Consider the following 16,958-nt stretch of genomic DNA (forward strand, 5'->3'; position numbering starts at 1 on the left):
GGTTTCGAGTGGTGTACGTGGTGTACGACTCGATCAGTGTCGGTGTCCGACGGGGCGGGCGCAGCCGAATTTCAGGCGGCCCCGCTCTTCCGCTCTCAGGCGACCCGCTCCTCCTCGGTTGCGTCGGTGAGCGGGACCTGGGGTCCGTTCAGCTCGCGCAGCCAGCGGCGCAGTACGCGGTGGACGTGCTCGGCGCCGGTCAGTTCCGCCCCGCCGCCGGCCGGGGCGGACAGCTCCAGCGGCGAGAGCAGGAACGGGTGGGACTGGGCGCCGCCGAGACCGCCGTGGGAGCCGATCTGCTCCTCGAAGGCGAGGACCGCGCCGTCGGCCGGGTCGTGGGCCGAGTTCACCATGATGTCGGCGGTGTGCGGGAAGGAGTGCGTGCGGCGGACCGCGTCGGCGGCACCGGCACCGAACCGGGCCAGCGGGCCCGGCTCGGCGTCGAGGCCGGCGAGCGGGATCTCGGCGCCGTGCGCGCCCAGCACCACGCCGTCGTGCTCCGCGCTGCGCACCAGCAGGAAACCTATGCCGGGGTGGTTGGCGAGGGTGCTGAGCAGGGCGGGGTGGCGGGCGTCGATCTCCTCCTTGGTCATGCGGTGGGGCACGTCCGGGAAGGAGACCAGGCCGAGGTTGCCGGAGGCCAGCACGATCGGTTCGGCGCCGCGGACCGGGCGGCGCCGCCCGCCCTTCTCCTCCACGGGCCTGCGCAGTGCGGCCCGGACCGCGGCACGGGCCTCGGCACCACTGCGCGTGCTCCCCCACTGCTGAACGCGTGGGGGAACCCCCATCGCCCGGCGCGGCACACGCAGCCCGCAGCCGGCCCGGACGAGGTCGCCGAGGGTGAGGCCGTAGCGGGCGTGGAAGGTCTCGCCGGGGCTCTGTCCGTGGTCGGAGAGGACGACGACGTGGTAGGGACGGGGGGCGTGTTCGGCGACCCGGTGCAGCAGTGCGAGGGACCGGTCGAGGCGCCGCAGGACCTTCTCGGCGTCCCGGCTGCACGGGCCGGAGTGGTGGGCGACCTCGTCGTAGGCGACGAGGTCGGCGTAGACGGCGGTGCGGCCGGCGAGCATGTCGCCCATCACCGCGGCGACGACGACGTCCCGTTCCACGACGGTGGCAAAGGCACGCACGAACGGATACAGACCGCCCCGGCCCACCCGCGGGCGCTGCCGGCGCAGCCGGGCCCGGGTGGACTCGCCGATCTCGCGGACCACCTCGGCGACGAAGGAGAGGGCGGTGCGGACGGCGCCCGCGGGGTCGGAGAAGTAGGCGAAGTAGCCGGCCCGGGAACGGTTCTGCCTGGCGCGGCGGCGGGTCGCGATGGACAGCACGAGGGCCTGTTCCCCGGCACCGCCGCTGAAGAGGTTGCCGCGGCTGGCGCCGTCCACGGTGAGCAGTCCACCGTCGCCCGTACGCACCATGGCGCGCCGCTGCAGTTCGGCGGCGCTCGTCGGCCGGTTGCACACCATCACCTCCCCGCGGTCCTTCTCGTACCAGCGGAAGGCCGGCACGTCGAAGGTGCTGCCGTGCAGGATGCCGAGCTGGCTGGCGCCGGTCTGGCTGGACCAGTCGGTACGCCAGGGAGTGAGGCGGTGGGTCGGCTGTGGGCGGTGGCCGGGCGACGGCATGCCGTCCACAGCCGATGGCATGCCGTCCGCCTGCGGCTGTGTACGGTCGGCCGACTGCCGTACGCCGTCCTCGCCCAGCCACCGCGCGACCGTCGGCATCAGGCCCCTGCGGACCGCGTCCCGCAGTACGTCGTGGCCGACGCCGTCGAGCTGGACGAAGACCAGGCCGGGGGTGACGGGGCAGGGCGGGTCGGATCTGCGGCGGCGGGCGGCGAGACGGTGCAGCCGGCGCCGGTAGGTCTCGTCGTCGCGTACGGCGAGGGCCGCACCGGTGGCCGAGGCGACGGCGGACATCACCGCGGCCACGATCACGGCGGTCTCGGGGGCGGCCGCGCCGCGGCCGGAGGGGTTGATGCGCAGGGCGAGCAGCAGCAGGGAGCCGTTGAGGAAGAAGACCAGCAGGCCGAGCACGAAGGCGGGGACAAGCAGCAGGAGCCGGACCAGGAGCGGCCAGACCACGGCCGACAGCACACCGAAGGCGCCGGCGCCGCAGGCCGCGGTGATCGCGATACGGGTGGCGCTGTCACCGTCGGCGGACTGGAGCTGGAAGTCGGGCAGGACCACGGCGAGGACCAGCATGGTGAGGGTGGAGACCGCCCATACGGCGATGCTCCGCCCGAGCTGACTGACGACCCGCCGCCACCGCACACCCCGCACGCCCCGCACACCTCACGTCCCGGCTCTCCCCCGCCTCTGCCAGGAGGGACCCCGTCTCGCCTCGTCGGCCCGGCAGGCCGTCCTCCACCTTGTCATACCGGCGAGGTCGGGTCGGTTCGGCCGGGGTGTCAGCGGCCGTCGTACCCGGCCGTCGGCATGGACAGGCGACGGTGGACGCGGGCCTTCATCTGGGCGTCGTACGACGGCTCGGCCCGGCCGACGGTCTCGACCCGTACGCCGCGGCGCGCGCACTCGGCGGTGAATGCCTCGACCGAGGACAGGGCCCGCCGGAGCACGCGCATGCTCGGGGCGACGAAGACGTCCACGCCGGGCCGGACACCGTCCCACAACGCGCAGTGGTCGAAGCGGAGTCCGCCGACGAGGAGTTCCCGGGCGATGACGTAGCCGCGTTCGGCGGCCCAGCGGGCGCACATGGCGTGCTGACTGCGGGAGTCGACGAGGAACGGGTCCGCTTCCAGCTCCTCGAGCGGCGTCAGGCTCGCGATGGCGGTGACCCGCACCGTCATGGGCGTTTCGGTCGTGGACCTGCCTGAGGAACCCCGCAGCTGTCCCATGGCGTCCCCCTCACCTCCGGGTTTCGTCGCCGACCCTACTCCTGCCCGTAGGCTTCGGGGAGCCGCGTGAAGGAGGCGAAGAGGGTGCCGGTGGAGATCACCTGGTGGGGTCACGCCACCTGCACGGTGCAGGATGCGCACACACGGGTGCTCACCGATCCCCTGTTCGCCCGCCGGCTGGCACATCTGCGGCGCCGCCGGGGTGCCCTGCCGCCGGCCGGGGCCCGCCTCGCGGACGTGGTGCTCGTCTCGCATCTGCACGCCGACCATCTCCATCTGCCCTCGCTGGCCGGTCTCGCCCCGGGCACGCGCCTGCTCGTACCCCGGGGCGCACCACGGGCGGTGCCGGGACTGCGCCGGGTGCGACAGCTGCGGGTGACGGAGGTGGCGCCCGGGGACGAGGTGCGGATCGGTGAGCTGCTGGTGCGGGCGGTCCCGGCGTTGCACGACGGGCGGCGGCTGCCGGTGGGGCCGCACCGTTCACCCGCGCTCGGCTACGTCGTGGAGGGCGAGGCGCGGACCTACTTCGCCGGGGACACCGGGCTGTTCGACGCGATGGCCGAGTGGGTCGGGCCGGTGGACGTGGCGCTGCTGCCGGTGGGCGGCTGGGGGCCGTGTCTCGGTGCGGGACATCTGGACGCGGGGCGGGCGGCACGGGCGCTGGCACGGCTGGCGCCGCGGGCCGCGGTGCCGGTGCACTACGGCACGTACTGGCCGATCGGGCTGAACGCGGTGCGTCCGCACGAATTCCATGCGCCGGGCGAGGAGTTCGTGCGGCTGGCGGCCGTGGCGGCGCCGGAGGTCGCCGTGCACCGGCTGGGGCACGGCGAGACTGTGCGGCTGGAGGCCGCGCGGTGAGATGGCCGGCCTCCGTGGCGGCGCTCGCCGCCACCACGTCGACCGTGCCGCCGGAGTCGACGCAGCGGGCGATCGGTTATCCGTCGTTGTTTCTGCTGGTGCTGATCGGGGCGCTGGTGCCGGTGGTGCCGACCGGGGCGCTGGTGAGCTCGGCGGCGGTGGTGGCGTTCCATCAGACGGCGCCGTTCTCGCTAGCTCTGGTGTTCGTGACGGCGTCACTGGCGGCGTTCCTGGGGGACGCGGCGCTGTACTGGCTGGGGCGGCGCGGGATGCGGTCGCGGAACGGGTCGCGGTGGCTGGAGGCGCTACGGGCCAGAGCGCCGGACGCGCGGCTGGCGTCGGCGCGGGAGACGTTGGCCGGGCATGGGGTCGCGGTACTGGTGTTGTCCCGGCTGGTGCCCGCCGGCCGTATACCGGTGATGCTGGCCTGCCTGATGGCCGACTGGCCGTTGCCGAGGTTCGCGCGGGGGAATCTGCCCGCGTGTCTGGCCTGGGCGGCCACGTATCAAGTGATCGGGATATTGGGGGGATCGTTGTTCAAGGAACCCTGGGAGGGGGTTGTGGTGGCGGTGGGGCTGACCGTGGTGCTCAGTGTCATGCCGAGTGTGGTGCGGCGATTTCGGTAGCACCGCTGGAGTTTGCGTATTCTTCGGACTGACGGTCCGTCGTGGTTTCTCGCGCCCCTGACGGGGCGCTCCACTCCAGCACCCTTGAAGCGCCGATCGGAAGATCCCACAGGTCTTCGCGCTCCAGTCCCGCCCTCTCCCAGGCCGCCCGCACTCTCGTGAGCGGTTCCATGACCGGCTCCGCCGAGAGGATGAAGGTGCCCCAGTGCATGGGGGCCATGCGGCGGGCGCCCACGTCGCGGGTGGCCTGAACCGCTTCCTCGGGGTCGCAGTGGACGTCGCTGAGCCACCAGCGGGGGTCGTACGCGCCGATGGGCATGAGGGCGAGGTCGATGCCGGGGTAGCGGCGCCCGATCCGGGAGAACCAGTGGCCGTAGCCGGTGTCGCCCGCGAAGTACAGGCGCTGTCCGTCGGCGTCGGTGAGGACCCAGCCGCCCCAGAGGCTGTGACATGTGTCGGTGAGGGTGCGCTTGGACCAGTGGTGAGCGGGGACGAAGTCGAAGCGGACACCTGCCAGTTCGGCACCTTCCCACCAGTCCAGCTCGGTGACGTTGGTGAAGCGGCGACGGCGGAACCAGCGGCCGAGGCCGGCCGGCGCGAACACCGGGGTGTCCCGCGGGAGTCGGCTGAGGGTGGGGGCGTCGAGGTGGTCGTAGTGGTTGTGGCTGATGACGACGGCGTCGATGCGCGGCAGGGTGTCCCAGGGGACGCCGACGGGGGTGATGCGGGCCGGGGTGCCGAGGATGCGGCGGGACCAGACGGGGTCGGTGAGGACGGTCAGGCCGCCTATCCGGACGACCCAACTGGCGTGTCCGGCCCAGGTGACGGCGAGGGTGCGGGCGTCGACGCGGGGCAGCGGGGCGGGTGCGCAGGGGAGCCCCGGGACGCCGGCGAGACCTTCGGCGCCGGGGCGCACGGCGCCTTCGCGGGCGAAGCGGGCGAGGGCCTTGAGGCCCGGCAGCGGGGCGGTGAGCCGGTCGTGGAACGTCCGTGGCCACACGCGGTGTTCACCGAGGGGACGGGGCTCGGCCAGCGGGGGAAAAGGGGCTGGCAGGGGGGCCGGTGTGCGGGTGGTGCGGGTCGGTGCGGTGGTCGCGGTCGTCGTCCTGGTCGTCGTGGCTGATCCGGACTCGTACGTCTCTGGCTCGTACGTCTCGTACGTCTCTGGTTCGTGCGCCTCGGGCTCATGCGTCTGTTGCGTCATCGAGGAGGCTCCCATCGCTGAGCGTCGTCGCGGAGGGCGTCTAGGACCGACGTCAAAGAGGTCAACGCGCGTTGCACGTGTGGCAGTTCCAACGGAGCGGGTGAGGTGAGGCATTCCGTGCGTTCTTCGTCGGTGCCGCCGAGCAGGGGGCCCGTGGCGAGTCGTACGCGCAGCGCCTGGAGGTCGTCGCCGAAGCGGTGGCCGCCCGGCGCGGGCATGCCGAGCCGGGCGGTGAGGAGGTCCTCCAACTCCTGTGCGTCACCGACGCCTTGTGCGGCCAGGGGTTCGCGCAGCGGGCCGAGGTCGGCGTACAGGTGGCGGCCGGCCTGCGGGGGGCGGGCGAGCGCACCGGCCGCGACGACGGCGGCGTGCGCGGCGACGGCCACGCGCGCGTGCAGTCGTACGGCGGCCTCGCGGCGCTCGACGACGGGCGGGGGTTCGTCGAGGGCGTAGCCGGCGGCCGCGGCGACGGGTGCGGCGATGCGGGCTCCGAGCGCGGTGAGGATGTCGAGCACGCGCGCGTGGAGGTGCCCTCCGGGCTCGCTGGCCGGGAAGCGGGCGACGGCGGCGGGCCAGCCGGGCGGCAGCAGCGATCCGGCGAGGTCGGTGACGACGGTGACCTGGTCGGGGAGCATCTCGGCGGGGCTGAGCAGGACGGTGTCGTGGGGGTCGTGCAGGGTGTCGCGCCAGGTCTCGTCGCTGACCAGGTGCAGTCCTTCGGCGGTGGCGGCCTCGACGGTCTCGTGCAGCAGTTCGGGCGGCGCGACGGTGGCGGTGGGGTCGTCGGCGACGGAGAGCACGAGCAGCCGGGGTTCGCCGCCCTCGGCGCGGACCCGGCGGACGGTCTCCAGCAGGGCGTAGGGGTCGGGGACGCCGCCGCTCTCGGCGGGGGTGGGCACGTGGTAGACGGGCCGGCCGAGCAGCCGGGCGTAGGGCGCCCACCAGGCTGCGCAGGGGCGGGGGACGAGGACGTCGGCGCCGTCTCCGGCGAGCGCGGCGGTGACGGCGAGCAGCAGCGCGGGGGCGCCGGGGCCGGCGGCCACGTGGTCGGGGACGGTGGGCAGTCCGCGCCGGGTCCAGTAGCCGCAGGCGGCTTCGAGGAGGGCGGGGGCGCCGCCGACGGGCTGGGCGTCGGCGCGGCCGGCCGCGGCGGCCAGTACGGCGGTGAGGTCGGGGAGCACGGGGAGGCCGTCGCCGGGCAGGGGCGGGCCGTAGCGGACCGGGCCGTGGCCTTCGGGGTCCGTCCGCCGCATGTCCGCCTCCGCAGTCCTGGTGCCGGGTGCCGCCGGTCCGGGCCGGATCGGCCGGGGCGGGCTGTGTCGTCGTGGGCTGCTGTGTGGTGTGTGTCCCTGGCTGGGAGTCGTGGCCTGTGGGGTGCGGGGTGTGGGTCGGTGGGTGTGGGGTCGGGCCGGCGGTGTTCTCGTGAGGGTGTGTACCCGCCGGGCGGCTCGCCATGGGAGTGACCGGCGTTGCCCCGGTCACACGTCCGTGGGCCGGCCTCCCGCGGTGCGTCGGCTGCCGTAGAGCCGGTAACCGGCTCCGCCGCAGGCCGCGGCGATGAAGGCGGCTCCGGCGGCGAGGGCGGGGACCGAGTCGGTGAAACTGCCTCCGGCGCCGGCCTGGACTCCGTGTTGCGAGGGGGGCGGGTGTTCCGAGGTGGCCGGGTCGCACCCGTCGCCGCCGTGGTCCTGCCGGTCGCCGGGCTTCCCACAGGTGTGGCCGTCGCCGGAGCACGCCTTGCTGCCGGTGCATTCGTGGCCGTCGCCGGGGCAGGTTCCACCACCGGAGCACGCGTGACCGCCGTCGCCGGGGCAGACTCCACCGCCGCTGCACGCGTGACCGTCACCGGCACAGGCAGCGCCGGAGCACTCATGGCCGCCGCCCTGGCACTGCTGGCCCGCCTGACAGCCCGCGCCACCGAGGCACGGCCCACCTCCCTGGCAGCCCGCGCCGCCCTGACACGACTCACCCGCCTTGCAGGCCGTACCGTCCGGACCCACGCCGTACGAACCCGTGCCAGACGAACCCGTGCCAGACGAACCCGTGCCAGACGAACCCGCAACGTTCGGCCCCGCGCTAGACGAACCCGCAACGTTCGGCCCAGTGCCGTAGGGACCCGCACTGTTCGGCCCCGTGCCGTACGAACCCGCACTGTCCGGGCCCACGCCAGACGAACCCGTGCCGTACGAACCCGCACCGTTCGGCCCCGCGCTAGACGAACCCGCACCGTTCGGGCTCACGCCATACGGACCCGCGCCGTCCCGGCTCGGGCAGGACTCCCCGCGGCGGCAGCCGGTGCCGTCCTCGCAGGGCTCGCTGTCCCGGCACAGGGCGCCGCCGTCCCGGGCCGCGCCGCACTGCTGCGGTGCCGCGCACGGGCCGGGGACGCCGTCGGCGACGAGGGCATGGGGCGGGGACACGGTGCCCGGGCCGGCCTCGGCGGCGGACGCGGCGGGCCCGGCCAGGGCGAGCGCGGCACCGGCGGCGAAGGCGACGGACAGGGCGCGGACGGTGCGACGCATGGGATGGGCTCCTCGGCGGGCGCGGCGGGACGGTCGGCGGTGGTGGTACGCCGGACGCCGCTACGGCAGTGCGTCGGGCACCGGTACGGCGGTGCGGCGGCACTGCCGGACGGCGTCACGGGTACGGAGGCACGGGGCGTGCCCTCGTTGCCATCACAGCCCGTGCGAGGCCGCGGCGCGCGCGGCCGGGCCCCATTCGCGGGACACGGGCGCCCGGCCGGGTGACACACACGGGCCGAGCCGATCGCGTGCCGAGCCGCACCGGCTCGCACCGCGTCGTACGGCCTCGCGGCGCGTCGCAGAGCGGTTTCCGAGGTTTTCCGTGCGCCGAGCGGGTGACTCGGAGGGTGCAGAAGGCGCAGGAGTTCCTGCCGGGCAAGGACGAGGGCGAGTCCCCTTGGAGGCAGACATGCAGCGAGGCAGTGACCGGCTGAGCGTTCACCGGGACGACGAGATGAAGCACGAGCTCAGGGACCTGCTGCGGTCCGGGCATCCGACGCGCGTGGAGGAGTGGCACGATCCGGAACCGGCCGCCGACGACGATCCGGAGGTGTGGAGCGGGCCCGTGGGCGGCCTGGGGTCGCCGGCGTCGCTGGAGCGGGTGCGGGCGGAGCTGGCCCGGATCCTGAGCCGCAGCTCCTTCCCGGCGACCGCGCGTGACCTGGCCCGTATGCTGCGCCGGCGGAACGCGCCGACCGCGCTGGTCGACACGGTGGCCCGGCTGCCGCACTCGGCGCGCTACGAGAACGTACAGCAGCTGGCCGAGGCACTGGCCGGTGGCCGATAGCCAAGACCAGGCGCCCGAAATCACGCGGGGTGACCGGCGTGCCGCGGTGTCGGCATTCGCACGGCCACCGCCACCGCCACCACCGCAGTCGGCCGAGGGCCGGCCCGCTCGGGCCGGCCCTTTCGTGTGACCGCCGTATGACCGCGCGGTTCGCGTACGAGCGCCCGGTGTGCCCGTCAGGTGCCGGACGCCTCCGGAGTCGCCGCCTCGCCGCAGCGCCGTTCCCGGGCGCCCTCGCGGGTGCGGCCCGCGCTGACCAGGCGGCGCGGGTTGCGGCGCAGATACTCGCCCTCCAGCTGCGCCATGCGCTCGTTGTGGGTCCGCAGCGCGTCGTTGGAGCCGTACAGGAGGGTGTCGTGGCGCGTGCGGTGGATCGTCTCCAGCTCCTTCATGAGCTGCTGGTCGTCCAGTCGGCTGGGGTCGACTCCGGTCATGTGGTGCCCCGCTCGTCGTGTCCGTATCCGTGGGTCCTGGTCCGGGTACCCGCCCGGCGTGCACTGCCCCGAGCGGTTTCCGGGAGGAATCCATGGAGCTCGCGTTCCTGAGTCCACTGTACGAACATCCGGGTTCCCGGGCCTCCGCATGCACCGGCCCCGCCCGGCACGGGTGCTAGCGGGCCCGTGCCACGCGGCGTTCGTCCCAGACGGGTTCCGGGGTCTCGCGGACGCGGCCGTCGCTGCCGAAGACCAGGTAGCGGTCGAAGGAGCGGGCGAACCAGCGGTCGTGGGTGACCGCGAGGACCGTGCCGTCGAAGGCCTCCAGGCCCTCCTGGAGGGCCTCGGCGGACTCCAGGTCGAGGTTGTCGGTGGGCTCGTCCAGCAGGAGCGCGGTGACGCCCTCCAGTTCCAGCAGCAGGATCTGGAAGCGGGCCTGCTGGCCGCCGGAGAGCCGGTCGAAGGACTGCTCGGCCTGCTGGGTCAGCTCGTAGCGGCGCAGTCTCGACATGGCCGCGCCGCGGTCCTGGGAGTGCTCCTTCCACAGGATGTCGAGCAGGGTGCGGCCCTGCAGTTCGGGGTGTGCGTGGGTCTGCGCGAAGTGGCCGGGTACGACGCGTGCGCCCAGCTTCCACTCCCCCGTGTGCGCGACGTCCTCGCCCGCGAGCAGCCGCAGGAAGTGCGACTTGCCGGAGCCGTTGGAGCCGAGGACGGCGACCCGTTCACCGTAGAAGACCTCCAGGTCGAACGGCTGCATCAGGCCGGTCAGCTCAAGTCCCTTGCAGGTGACGGCCCTTACACCGGTACGGCCGCCCTTCAGGCGCATGCTGATGTCCTGCTCGCGCGGCGGCTCCGGGGGCGGCCCGGCCTCCTCGAACTTGCGCAGCCGGGTCTGTGCGGCGGCGTATCGGGACGCCAGTTCGTGGGAGATGGAAGCCGCCTGGCGGAGGCTCAGCACCAGCTTCTTCAGCTGGGCGTGCTTCTCGTCCCAGCGGCGGCGCAACTCCTCGAAGCGGGCGAAGCGTTCGCGGCGGGCCTCGTGGTAGGTGGCGAAGCCGCCGCCGTGCACCCAGGCGTCGGCGCCGGCCGGGCCCGGTTCCACGGAGACGATCTTCTCGGCGGCGCGGGCGAGGAGTTCACGGTCGTGGGAGACGAACAGGACCGTCTTGCGGGTCCCCCGCAGCTGCTCCTCCAGCCAGCGTTTACCGGGCACGTCCAGGTAGTTGTCCGGCTCGTCCAGCAGCAGCACCTCGTCGGTGCCGCGCAGCAGCGCCTCCAGCACCAGGCGCTTCTGCTCGCCGCCGGAGAGGGTGCGCACCTGGCGCCACTGGGCACGCTCGTAGGGCATGCCGAGGGCGGCGGTGGTGCACATGTCCCACAGGGTCTCGGCCTCGTAGCCGCGCGCCTCGGCCCAGTCGGCGAGGGCCTGCGCGTACGCCAGCTGGGCGGCCTCGTCGTCGACGGTCATGATGGCGTGCTCGGCCTTGTCGACCGCCTGTGCGGCCTCACGGATGCGGGGCGGGGCGACGGACACGAGCAGGTCCCGTACGGTCGTCTCGTCGCGTACGGAGCCCACGAACTGGCGCATGACGCCGAGGCCGCCACTGACGGTGACGGTGCCGCCGTGCGGCTTCAGCTCGCCGGAGATCAGCCGCAGCAGGGTCGTCTTGCCGGCGCCGTTCGGGCCGACCAGGGCGACTGCGGCGCCTTCGCCGACCCGGAAGGACACGTCCCCGAGCAGGGTCCTCCCGTCGGGGAGGTGGTACTCGAGGTGCGCGGCTTCCAGATGTCCCATGGGCAGGCATTCTGCGGGGACGGCCGGTACCGGGGCAAACGCTTATGTGCCGGCTCCGTGAGCAACCGGCTGCTACTGCGCCGTCTCCACCGGCTCCCCCGTCGGGCCGGTCTCGCCCGCCGGTTCCACCACGGTGCTGTCCCAGGACAGGACCTTCCAGCCGTCGGCCGGGGAGCCCTCCAGGACGACCACGCCGGTGTTCCGCAGGGGGTGGGCGGCGGCGTAGGCGACGTCGACGTTGTCGGCGCGGGCGGCGGTCCACAGGCGGATCGCGGCGCCGTGGCTGAACAGGGCGACGGCGGCGGCGCCGCTCGCGGCGGCCTCCGCGATCACGGCGTCGTACCGGGCGAGGGCCTCTTCGCCGCTCTCCCCGCCGGGGATGCGCTGCGCGGTGTCGCCGGCGGCCCACGCGAACACTGTGCGCATGTACTCGCGGCCCTCGGGGGACTCCCCGGGCAGCATCTCCAGGTCGCCGGCGGACACCTCGCGGATGCCGTCGCGGACGATCACCTCCAGGCCCCGGGCGGCCGCCAGCGGGGCGGCGGTGAGCCGGGTGCGCAGCATCGTGGAGACGTAGACAGCCTCGATGTCCTCGCCGGCGAGCGCCTCGGGCAGTGCGGCGGCCTGTGCCGCGCCGAGCGGGGTCAGCCCGGGACCGGGCACGGCGGTGTCCAGCAGGTGGTCCAGGTTGGACGGGGTCTCACCGTGACGGACGAGGAGGAGGCGCATCCGGGGTCTCCTTACGCACCGGTCGGGCGCCCGGCGCATACAGGCACAAGAAACGGGCACCTCAGAGTAACCGGCCACCGAACAGCCTCACTTGTCCAGCATGCAAGACAGCGATCTCATCATTCGGCACGCGCGCGTACGGTGATACGTACCAGCCGAGACGAGGGTGAAGGGGAACAGCCATGTCGAAAGCGCGGGAGACCGCCGTCTACACGCACGGGCACCACGAGTCGGTGCTGCGGTCGCACACCTGGCGGACCGCCGCCAACTCCGCCGCCTATCTGCTCGGCTCCCTGAAGCCGCACATGAAGATCCTGGACATCGGCTGCGGGCCGGGCACCATCACCGCCGACCTGGCGAAACTGGTCCCGGACGGCCACGCCACCGGCGTCGACCACGCGCCGGGCATCCTGGACCAGGCCCGGGCCACCGCCGCCGGGCGCGGTCTGGCCAACGTGGACTTCGCGGTCGCCGACGTGCACTCGCTGGACTACCCGGACGACACGTTCTGCGTGGTCCACGCCCACCAGGTGCTGCAGCACGTCGGCGACCCGGTGCAGGCGCTGCGCGAGATGCGCCGGGTGACCAGGCCGGGCGGGTTCATCGCCGTACGAGACGCGGACTACGCGGCGATGACCTGGTATCCGGCGGTGCCGGGCCTTGACGACTGGCTGGACCTGTACGAGCGGGTGGCCCGGGCAGGCGGCGGCGAGCCCGACGCCGGGCGCCGGCTGACGGCGTGGGCGCTGGCCGCCGGGCTGACCGACATCACCGCCACCTCTGCCACCTGGACGTTCGCCACGCCCGAGGAGCGGGCCTGGTGGAGCGGCCTGTGGGCGGACCGCACCGTGGCCTCCGCCTACGCGGAACGGGCCACGCAGGGCGGTCACGCGACCGGGGAACGGCTGCGAGCCGTGTCGGAGGCGTGGCGGGAGTGGGGCCGGCAGGAGGACGGCTGGTTCGCGGTCCTGCACGGCGAGATTCTGTGCCGCAAGGAAGCCTGACGCGCGCACCCTGCGCGCCCCGCGCGCCCCGTGCACCCCGCGCAGGCCGTCAGGACACCACCTCTCCCGTGAAGGAGTAGGCGGCCCAGGGGCCGGTGAGTTCCACGCGAATGCCGGGCGCCTCGTGCCTCGTACGATCCACCAGTTCCACGAACTCCTCGGAATGCGCGCGGGGCACCAGATAGGCCGCGTCGAAGACGCGCCGGCCGGGCACCGGGGACAGCGCGGGCGTCTGCGGTGTGTGCAGCCGGGAGTCCTCGGCGTGCCGGGAGAGAAGCTCGTGCAGCGACAGGGCGAACGCCTCGGCCTGCGCGGGGGCCTGCTCTGCTCGCTCGGGCTGCAGGTACAGCCGCACACCCCACTCCACCCGGCCCTCCAGCCGGTCGAGGGTGCGCCGGAATTCGTCCTCCCGGGCCTCGATCATCATGCGCACCGACCAGTCGTCCTGGAAGACGATCCCGGGCCGGAGCGGCAGCGGGGTGGTGACCGTGGTGAGCGCGTCGATCACGCCCTGGTGCGCGAGGGCGGTCGCGGCCAGCCAGTCCTCGTCGTCCAGTCGCCCCTTCAGCGCCTCCTCGGAGCAGTCCGCCGCCGGGAGCGTACTGACGACCGCGGCCAGGTCGTGGTGGCGCAGCAGGGCCGGCGAGGCGCCCCCGACCCCCTTGAGGTCGGCCTGCAGGGGCGTCCCGAAGGGGCGGCAGACGGCATAGACGTAGCGCGGTCCGGTCATGATGTCTCCTTCGGCGCGCGGTCCGGTTCCATGCCGGCTCCCCTCGGAGTGAAGAACGGGGATGAGTTCTTCAGCTCCAGCCTGGCCCTGCGGACCGGGGCACGCCACAGGTCGCCGGACTTTCGGCCCCCGTGGCAGTGCCGGCGGTCAGCGCACGATGGCCTCCTCCACCAGCAGTTTGGCGGCCGCCGCGATGCCCACGGCGTCGATACCGGCCGCGTGCAGCTGCTCGTCGGGCGCGGCCGAGCCCGGCATGGTGCGCACCGCGAGCCGGACCAGCCGGGGCACGGGCCGGCCGTCGGCGAAGGCCTCCGCGACGGCGTCGCCGAGGCCGCCCTCGGCGTGGTGGTCCTCCGCGGTGAGCAGACAGCCGGTCTCCTCGGCGGCCCGGTACAGCGTGTCCTCGTCGACGGGCTTGACGGAGTACAGGTCGATCACCCGCACCCGGATGCCGTCCTCGGCGAGCCGGTCGGCCGCGGCCAGCGCCTCGGGCACGGTGACCCCGGCCGCGACGACCGTCAGCCGGTCCTCCTCGCTCGACCGCAGCGTCTTGCTGCCGCCCACCGGGAACTCCTCCTCGGGGCCGTAGATCACCGGTGTCTTCCCGCGCGAGGTGCGCAGATAGCGGATCCCGTCCAGGCCGGCCATGGCCGCGACCAGCCGGGCGGTCTGGTTGGCGTCGCACGGATACAGCACGGTCGAGCCGTACACGGCCCGGAACATCGCCAGATCCTCCAGGCCCATCTGCGAGGGCCCGTCCTGCCCGATCGCGACACCGGCGTGCGAGCCGACCAGGTTGATCCCGGAGCCGCTGATGGACGCCATGCGCACGAAGTCGTAGGCGCGGCTGAAGAACGCGGCGAACGTCGAGGCGTACGGCAGCCAGCCCCGTACGGCCATGCCGACGGCCGCGGCGACCAGCTGCTGCTCGGCGATGTAGCACTCGAAGAACCGGTCGGGGTGGGCCTTGGCGAACTCCCCGGTGCGGGTGGAGTCGCCCACCTCGCCGTCCAGGGCGACCACGTCGCCGCGGGCGGTGCCGAGCGCGGCGAGGGCCGCGCCGAAGGCGTCCCGGGTGGCGACCTCGTCGCCCTTGTCGTAGCGCGGGAGCCGGAGCACCTCGGTGGTCAGGTCGCGCAGCGTGGCGGCGGCCGGCGGTTCGTTGACCCGGACGTGCGCATTGCGCGGTCCGCCGAGTTCGGCGATGGCCGCCGCGGCGTCCGCCAGCGGCTTTCCGTGGTGTCCCTCGCGGTCCTCGACGGCGGCGACGCCCTTGCCCTTGAGGGTGCGGGCGAGGATCGCGACGGGCTGTCCGTCCGTGGCGAGCGCCTCGCCGTAGGCCCGGTCGATCGCGTCGACGTCGTGGCCGTCGACCTCGACGGTGCGCCAGCCGAAGGCCTCGAAGCGGCGGGCGTAGGCGTCCAGGTCGTGGCCGTGCCGGGTGGGGCCGCGCTGGCCGAGCCGGTTGACGTCCACGATCGCGATCAGGTTGTTCAGGCGCTCGTACCCGGCGTGTTCGGCGGCCTCCCACACCGAGCCCTCGGCCAGCTCGCTGTCGCCGCACAGCACCCACACCCGGTAGCCGGTGCGGTCGAGGTGCTTGCCGGCGAGGGCGATGCCGACGCCGACCGGCAGGCCCTGGCCGAGGGATCCGGTGGCGGTCTCCACCCAGGGCAGCCGCCGCGGTGTCGGATGCCCTTCGAGCCGGCTGCCGATCCTGCGGAAGGTGAGCAGTTCGCCGTCCTCGATGACACCGGCGGCCTTGTACGCGGCGTACAGCAGGGGCGAGGCGTGCCCCTTGGACAGTACGAAGCGGTCGTTGGCGGGGTGTTCGGGGCGCTCGAAGTCGTAGCGCAGATGGTGGGCGAGCAGGACGGCCAGCAGATCGGCGGCGGACATCGAGGACGTGGGGTGCCCGGACCCCGCGGCATCGGACGCCCGCACACTGTCCACGCGCAACTGCTGTCCCAGTTCGGCGAGTTCGGCGGTGTTCATGAGTCTCCTTGCACAGAGTTCCTTGCACAGGGTCGAGGGTCGGGCGGGGGCACGGCCGGCGGGGTCACTCCGCGGCCGGGCCCGGCACCCGGGGCAGTTCCGGGGAGGCTGTGTCCAGGGGGACCGACCAGGACCGGACGAGGCCCAACTGGACGCCCTGGCGCGGCAGTACGGCGTCCAGGAGCCAGTCGACGGCCACCCGGACGCGGCCCGCGGGCAGCGCGGCCAGGTGGTAGCCGCGGGTGACCACGCCGGCCGCCGGGCCGGACAGCGGGATGCCGAACGGGTTCGCGGCGGCCCGGACCCCGCCCAGGTCTACCGCGAAACCCAGGTCGCGATGGCGGTACGCCCGCCGGCGCCGCCCGAGGCCGAGCGAGGCGGCCACGTTCTCCCCGGCGACCTTGCCCTGCCGCCACGCGTGCTGGGCGGTCATCGGTGTGACCTCCCCCGGACGCTCCGGATCCGGTACGGCGGCCGCGTCGCCGCAGCCGAACACCTCGGGCCGGCCCGGCACCCGCAGCTGGGGGTCGACGATCAGCCGGCCCCGCTGCAGCGGCTGCCCGACGGCCGCCATCAGCGGATCCGGGCGTACGCCCACGCACCACACCAGGGTCCGGGAGGGGACGAACTCCCCGTCGGTCAGCAGTGCCCCGTCATGGGTGGCCTCGCGCACCGAGGTGCCCGTCCGCACGTCCACACCCCGCGCCCGCAGCACCCGGTCGGCGGTGCGGGAGAGCCGTTCGTCCAGCTCCGGCAGCACGCGGTCGGCGACGTCCAGCAGCAGCCAGCGGGGCCGGACGCCGCCGGGCAGCGGGGTGCGGCGGGCCAGCCGGTCGGTGAGCAGCTGCATGTGTGCGGCGACCTCGGTGCCGGTGTAGCCGGCGCCGACCACGACGAAGGTGCACCGTGCGGTGCGGCTCTGCGGGTCGTGGTCCGCGGCGGCGAGCTCCAGCTGCCGGGTCACGTGGTCGCGCAGATACAGCGCCTCGGGCAGCCCGCGGAAGCCGTGCGCGTGCTCGGCGACGCCGGGGACGGGCAGCAGCTTGTTGACGCTGCCGACGCAGAGCACCAGCCGGTCGTAACCGAGAGTGCCGAGGCCGCCCTCGGGGTCGGTGTAGTGCACGGTGCCCGCGTCGAGGTCGACGTGGTCTGCCTCGCCGAGCACCAGCCGCACCCCGCGCAGGGTGCCCGGCAGCGACACGGTGGCCCTGCGGGGCTCCAGGATGCCGGCGGCGACCTGGGGCAGCAGCGGCAGGTACAGGAAGTGGTCGGTCGGGTTCAGCAGCGTGACGTCGGCCCGGTTCCGGGTCAGCCGGGCCAGCGTGCGGGCAGCCCGGTACCCGGCGAAACCGGCGCCGACGATCACGACGTGAGGTCGGCTCACGGGGCGCCTCCGGCGGTACGGCTCGTTCGA

General features: G+C 74.0%; 14 protein-coding genes. 4 read left to right on the top strand and 10 right to left on the bottom strand.

Annotation, left to right across the window (positions count from 1 at the left end):
• Window positions 1-95: 95 nt before the first annotated feature.
• The gene (locus AB5L52_RS08990) at window positions 96-2,285 is read right to left on the bottom strand and encodes a phage holin family protein (RefSeq protein ID WP_369363241.1); all 2,190 of its coding nucleotides are present in this window, start codon (window positions 2,283-2,285) and stop codon (window positions 96-98) included.
• 128 nt (window positions 2,286-2,413) lie between these two features.
• Window positions 2,414-2,860 carry a hypothetical protein gene (locus tag AB5L52_RS08995; RefSeq protein ID WP_351026406.1) on the bottom strand — a complete coding sequence of 149 codons (447 nt, stop codon included), beginning with the start codon at window positions 2,858-2,860 and terminating at the stop codon, window positions 2,414-2,416.
• An 84-nt stretch (window positions 2,861-2,944) separates the two neighbouring features.
• On the opposite strand from AB5L52_RS08995, the gene AB5L52_RS09000 reads away from it, so the two are divergent.
• Entirely contained in the window at window positions 2,945-3,718 is a 774-nt protein-coding gene (locus AB5L52_RS09000; RefSeq protein ID WP_369368837.1) for an MBL fold metallo-hydrolase, read from the top strand.
• Between the two features lie 14 nt (window positions 3,719-3,732).
• The gene (locus tag AB5L52_RS09005; RefSeq protein WP_369363243.1) at window positions 3,733-4,344 is read left to right on the top strand and encodes a DedA family protein; all 612 of its coding nucleotides are present in this window, start codon (window positions 3,733-3,735) and stop codon (window positions 4,342-4,344) included.
• Here the strand turns inward: AB5L52_RS09005 and AB5L52_RS09010 are convergent.
• Together AB5L52_RS09010 and AB5L52_RS09015 are read right to left on the bottom strand one after the other, a co-directional pair.
• The gene (locus AB5L52_RS09010) at window positions 4,313-5,548 is read right to left on the bottom strand and encodes an MBL fold metallo-hydrolase (protein WP_369363245.1); all 1,236 of its coding nucleotides are present in this window, start codon (window positions 5,546-5,548) and stop codon (window positions 4,313-4,315) included. The two genes, AB5L52_RS09005 and AB5L52_RS09010, sit on opposite strands and share 32 nt — an antisense overlap.
• The gene (locus AB5L52_RS09015) at window positions 5,545-6,801 is read right to left on the bottom strand and encodes an aminotransferase class I/II-fold pyridoxal phosphate-dependent enzyme (protein ID WP_351570596.1); all 1,257 of its coding nucleotides are present in this window, start codon (window positions 6,799-6,801) and stop codon (window positions 5,545-5,547) included. The genes AB5L52_RS09010 and AB5L52_RS09015 overlap by 4 nt, the downstream gene beginning before the upstream one ends.
• 1,678 nt (window positions 6,802-8,479) lie before the next feature.
• Here AB5L52_RS09015 and AB5L52_RS09020 point away from each other — a divergent pair.
• Window positions 8,480-8,857, top strand: coding sequence for a DUF2795 domain-containing protein (locus AB5L52_RS09020; protein WP_351026397.1), 378 nt, complete (start codon window positions 8,480-8,482; stop codon window positions 8,855-8,857).
• A 176-nt stretch (window positions 8,858-9,033) separates the two neighbouring features.
• Here the strand turns inward: AB5L52_RS09020 and AB5L52_RS09025 are convergent, their stop codons facing one another.
• The 3 genes from AB5L52_RS09025 to AB5L52_RS09035 all read right to left on the bottom strand — a co-directional run bounded on the left by AB5L52_RS09025 (window position 9,034) and on the right by AB5L52_RS09035 (window position 11,815).
• Entirely contained in the window at window positions 9,034-9,291 is a 258-nt protein-coding gene (locus AB5L52_RS09025; RefSeq protein ID WP_023545566.1) for a DUF6158 family protein, read from the bottom strand.
• A 175-nt stretch (window positions 9,292-9,466) separates the two neighbouring features.
• Complete coding sequence (locus tag AB5L52_RS09030) at window positions 9,467-11,086, bottom strand: ABC-F family ATP-binding cassette domain-containing protein (protein WP_369363248.1); 1,620 nt, start codon at window positions 11,084-11,086, stop codon at window positions 9,467-9,469.
• Window positions 11,087-11,158: 72 nt separating this feature from the next.
• Window positions 11,159-11,815, bottom strand: a complete 657-nt coding sequence (locus AB5L52_RS09035; protein WP_351026393.1) for a histidine phosphatase family protein — start codon at window positions 11,813-11,815, stop codon at window positions 11,159-11,161.
• A 182-nt stretch (window positions 11,816-11,997) separates the two neighbouring features.
• Between AB5L52_RS09035 and AB5L52_RS09040 the strand changes: the two genes are divergently transcribed.
• On the top strand, window positions 11,998-12,819 hold the full coding sequence (locus AB5L52_RS09040) for a class I SAM-dependent methyltransferase (RefSeq protein ID WP_369363250.1): 822 nt from the start codon (window positions 11,998-12,000) through the stop codon (window positions 12,817-12,819).
• A 49-nt stretch (window positions 12,820-12,868) separates the two neighbouring features.
• On the opposite strand, the gene AB5L52_RS09045 is transcribed toward AB5L52_RS09040, so the two are convergent.
• The 3 genes from AB5L52_RS09045 to AB5L52_RS09055 form a co-directional block, all read right to left on the bottom strand.
• The gene (locus tag AB5L52_RS09045) at window positions 12,869-13,549 is read right to left on the bottom strand and encodes a GvpL/GvpF family gas vesicle protein (protein ID WP_351026391.1); all 681 of its coding nucleotides are present in this window, start codon (window positions 13,547-13,549) and stop codon (window positions 12,869-12,871) included.
• A gap of 147 nt (window positions 13,550-13,696) precedes the next feature.
• On the bottom strand, window positions 13,697-15,544 hold the full coding sequence (locus tag AB5L52_RS09050) for a transketolase (protein WP_369363252.1): 1,848 nt from the start codon (window positions 15,542-15,544) through the stop codon (window positions 13,697-13,699).
• 64 nt (window positions 15,545-15,608) lie between these two features.
• A complete protein-coding gene (locus tag AB5L52_RS09055; RefSeq protein WP_369363254.1) occupies window positions 15,609-16,928 on the bottom strand; it encodes an NAD(P)/FAD-dependent oxidoreductase in 1,320 nt (439 codons plus the stop codon).
• Window positions 16,929-16,958: the final 30 nt, after the last annotated feature.

The sequence above is a fragment of the Streptomyces sp. CG4 genome, from assembly GCF_041080655.1.
In the GTDB taxonomy this organism is placed as follows: Bacteria; Actinomycetota; Actinomycetes; order Streptomycetales; family Streptomycetaceae; genus Streptomyces.

Coding starts and splice junctions, on each gene's coding strand:
- AB5L52_RS09035 (WP_351026393.1), bottom strand. CDS start 11,815: ATGCGCCTCCTCCTCGTCCGTCACGGTGAGACCCCGTCCAACCTGGAC.
- AB5L52_RS09030 (WP_369363248.1), bottom strand. CDS start 11,086: ATGGGACATCTGGAAGCCGCGCACCTCGAGTACCACCTCCCCGACGGG.
- AB5L52_RS09015 (WP_351570596.1), bottom strand. CDS start 6,801: ATGCGGCGGACGGACCCCGAAGGCCACGGCCCGGTCCGCTACGGCCCG.
- AB5L52_RS09010 (WP_369363245.1), bottom strand. CDS start 5,548: ATGACGCAACAGACGCATGAGCCCGAGGCGCACGAACCAGAGACGTAC.
- AB5L52_RS08995 (WP_351026406.1), bottom strand. CDS start 2,860: ATGGGACAGCTGCGGGGTTCCTCAGGCAGGTCCACGACCGAAACGCCC.
- AB5L52_RS09025 (WP_023545566.1), bottom strand. CDS start 9,291: ATGACCGGAGTCGACCCCAGCCGACTGGACGACCAGCAGCTCATGAAG.
- AB5L52_RS09050 (WP_369363252.1), bottom strand. CDS start 15,544: ATGAACACCGCCGAACTCGCCGAACTGGGACAGCAGTTGCGCGTGGAC.
- AB5L52_RS09040 (WP_369363250.1), top strand. CDS start 11,998: ATGTCGAAAGCGCGGGAGACCGCCGTCTACACGCACGGGCACCACGAG.
- AB5L52_RS09020 (WP_351026397.1), top strand. CDS start 8,480: ATGCAGCGAGGCAGTGACCGGCTGAGCGTTCACCGGGACGACGAGATG.
- AB5L52_RS09045 (WP_351026391.1), bottom strand. CDS start 13,549: ATGACCGGACCGCGCTACGTCTATGCCGTCTGCCGCCCCTTCGGGACG.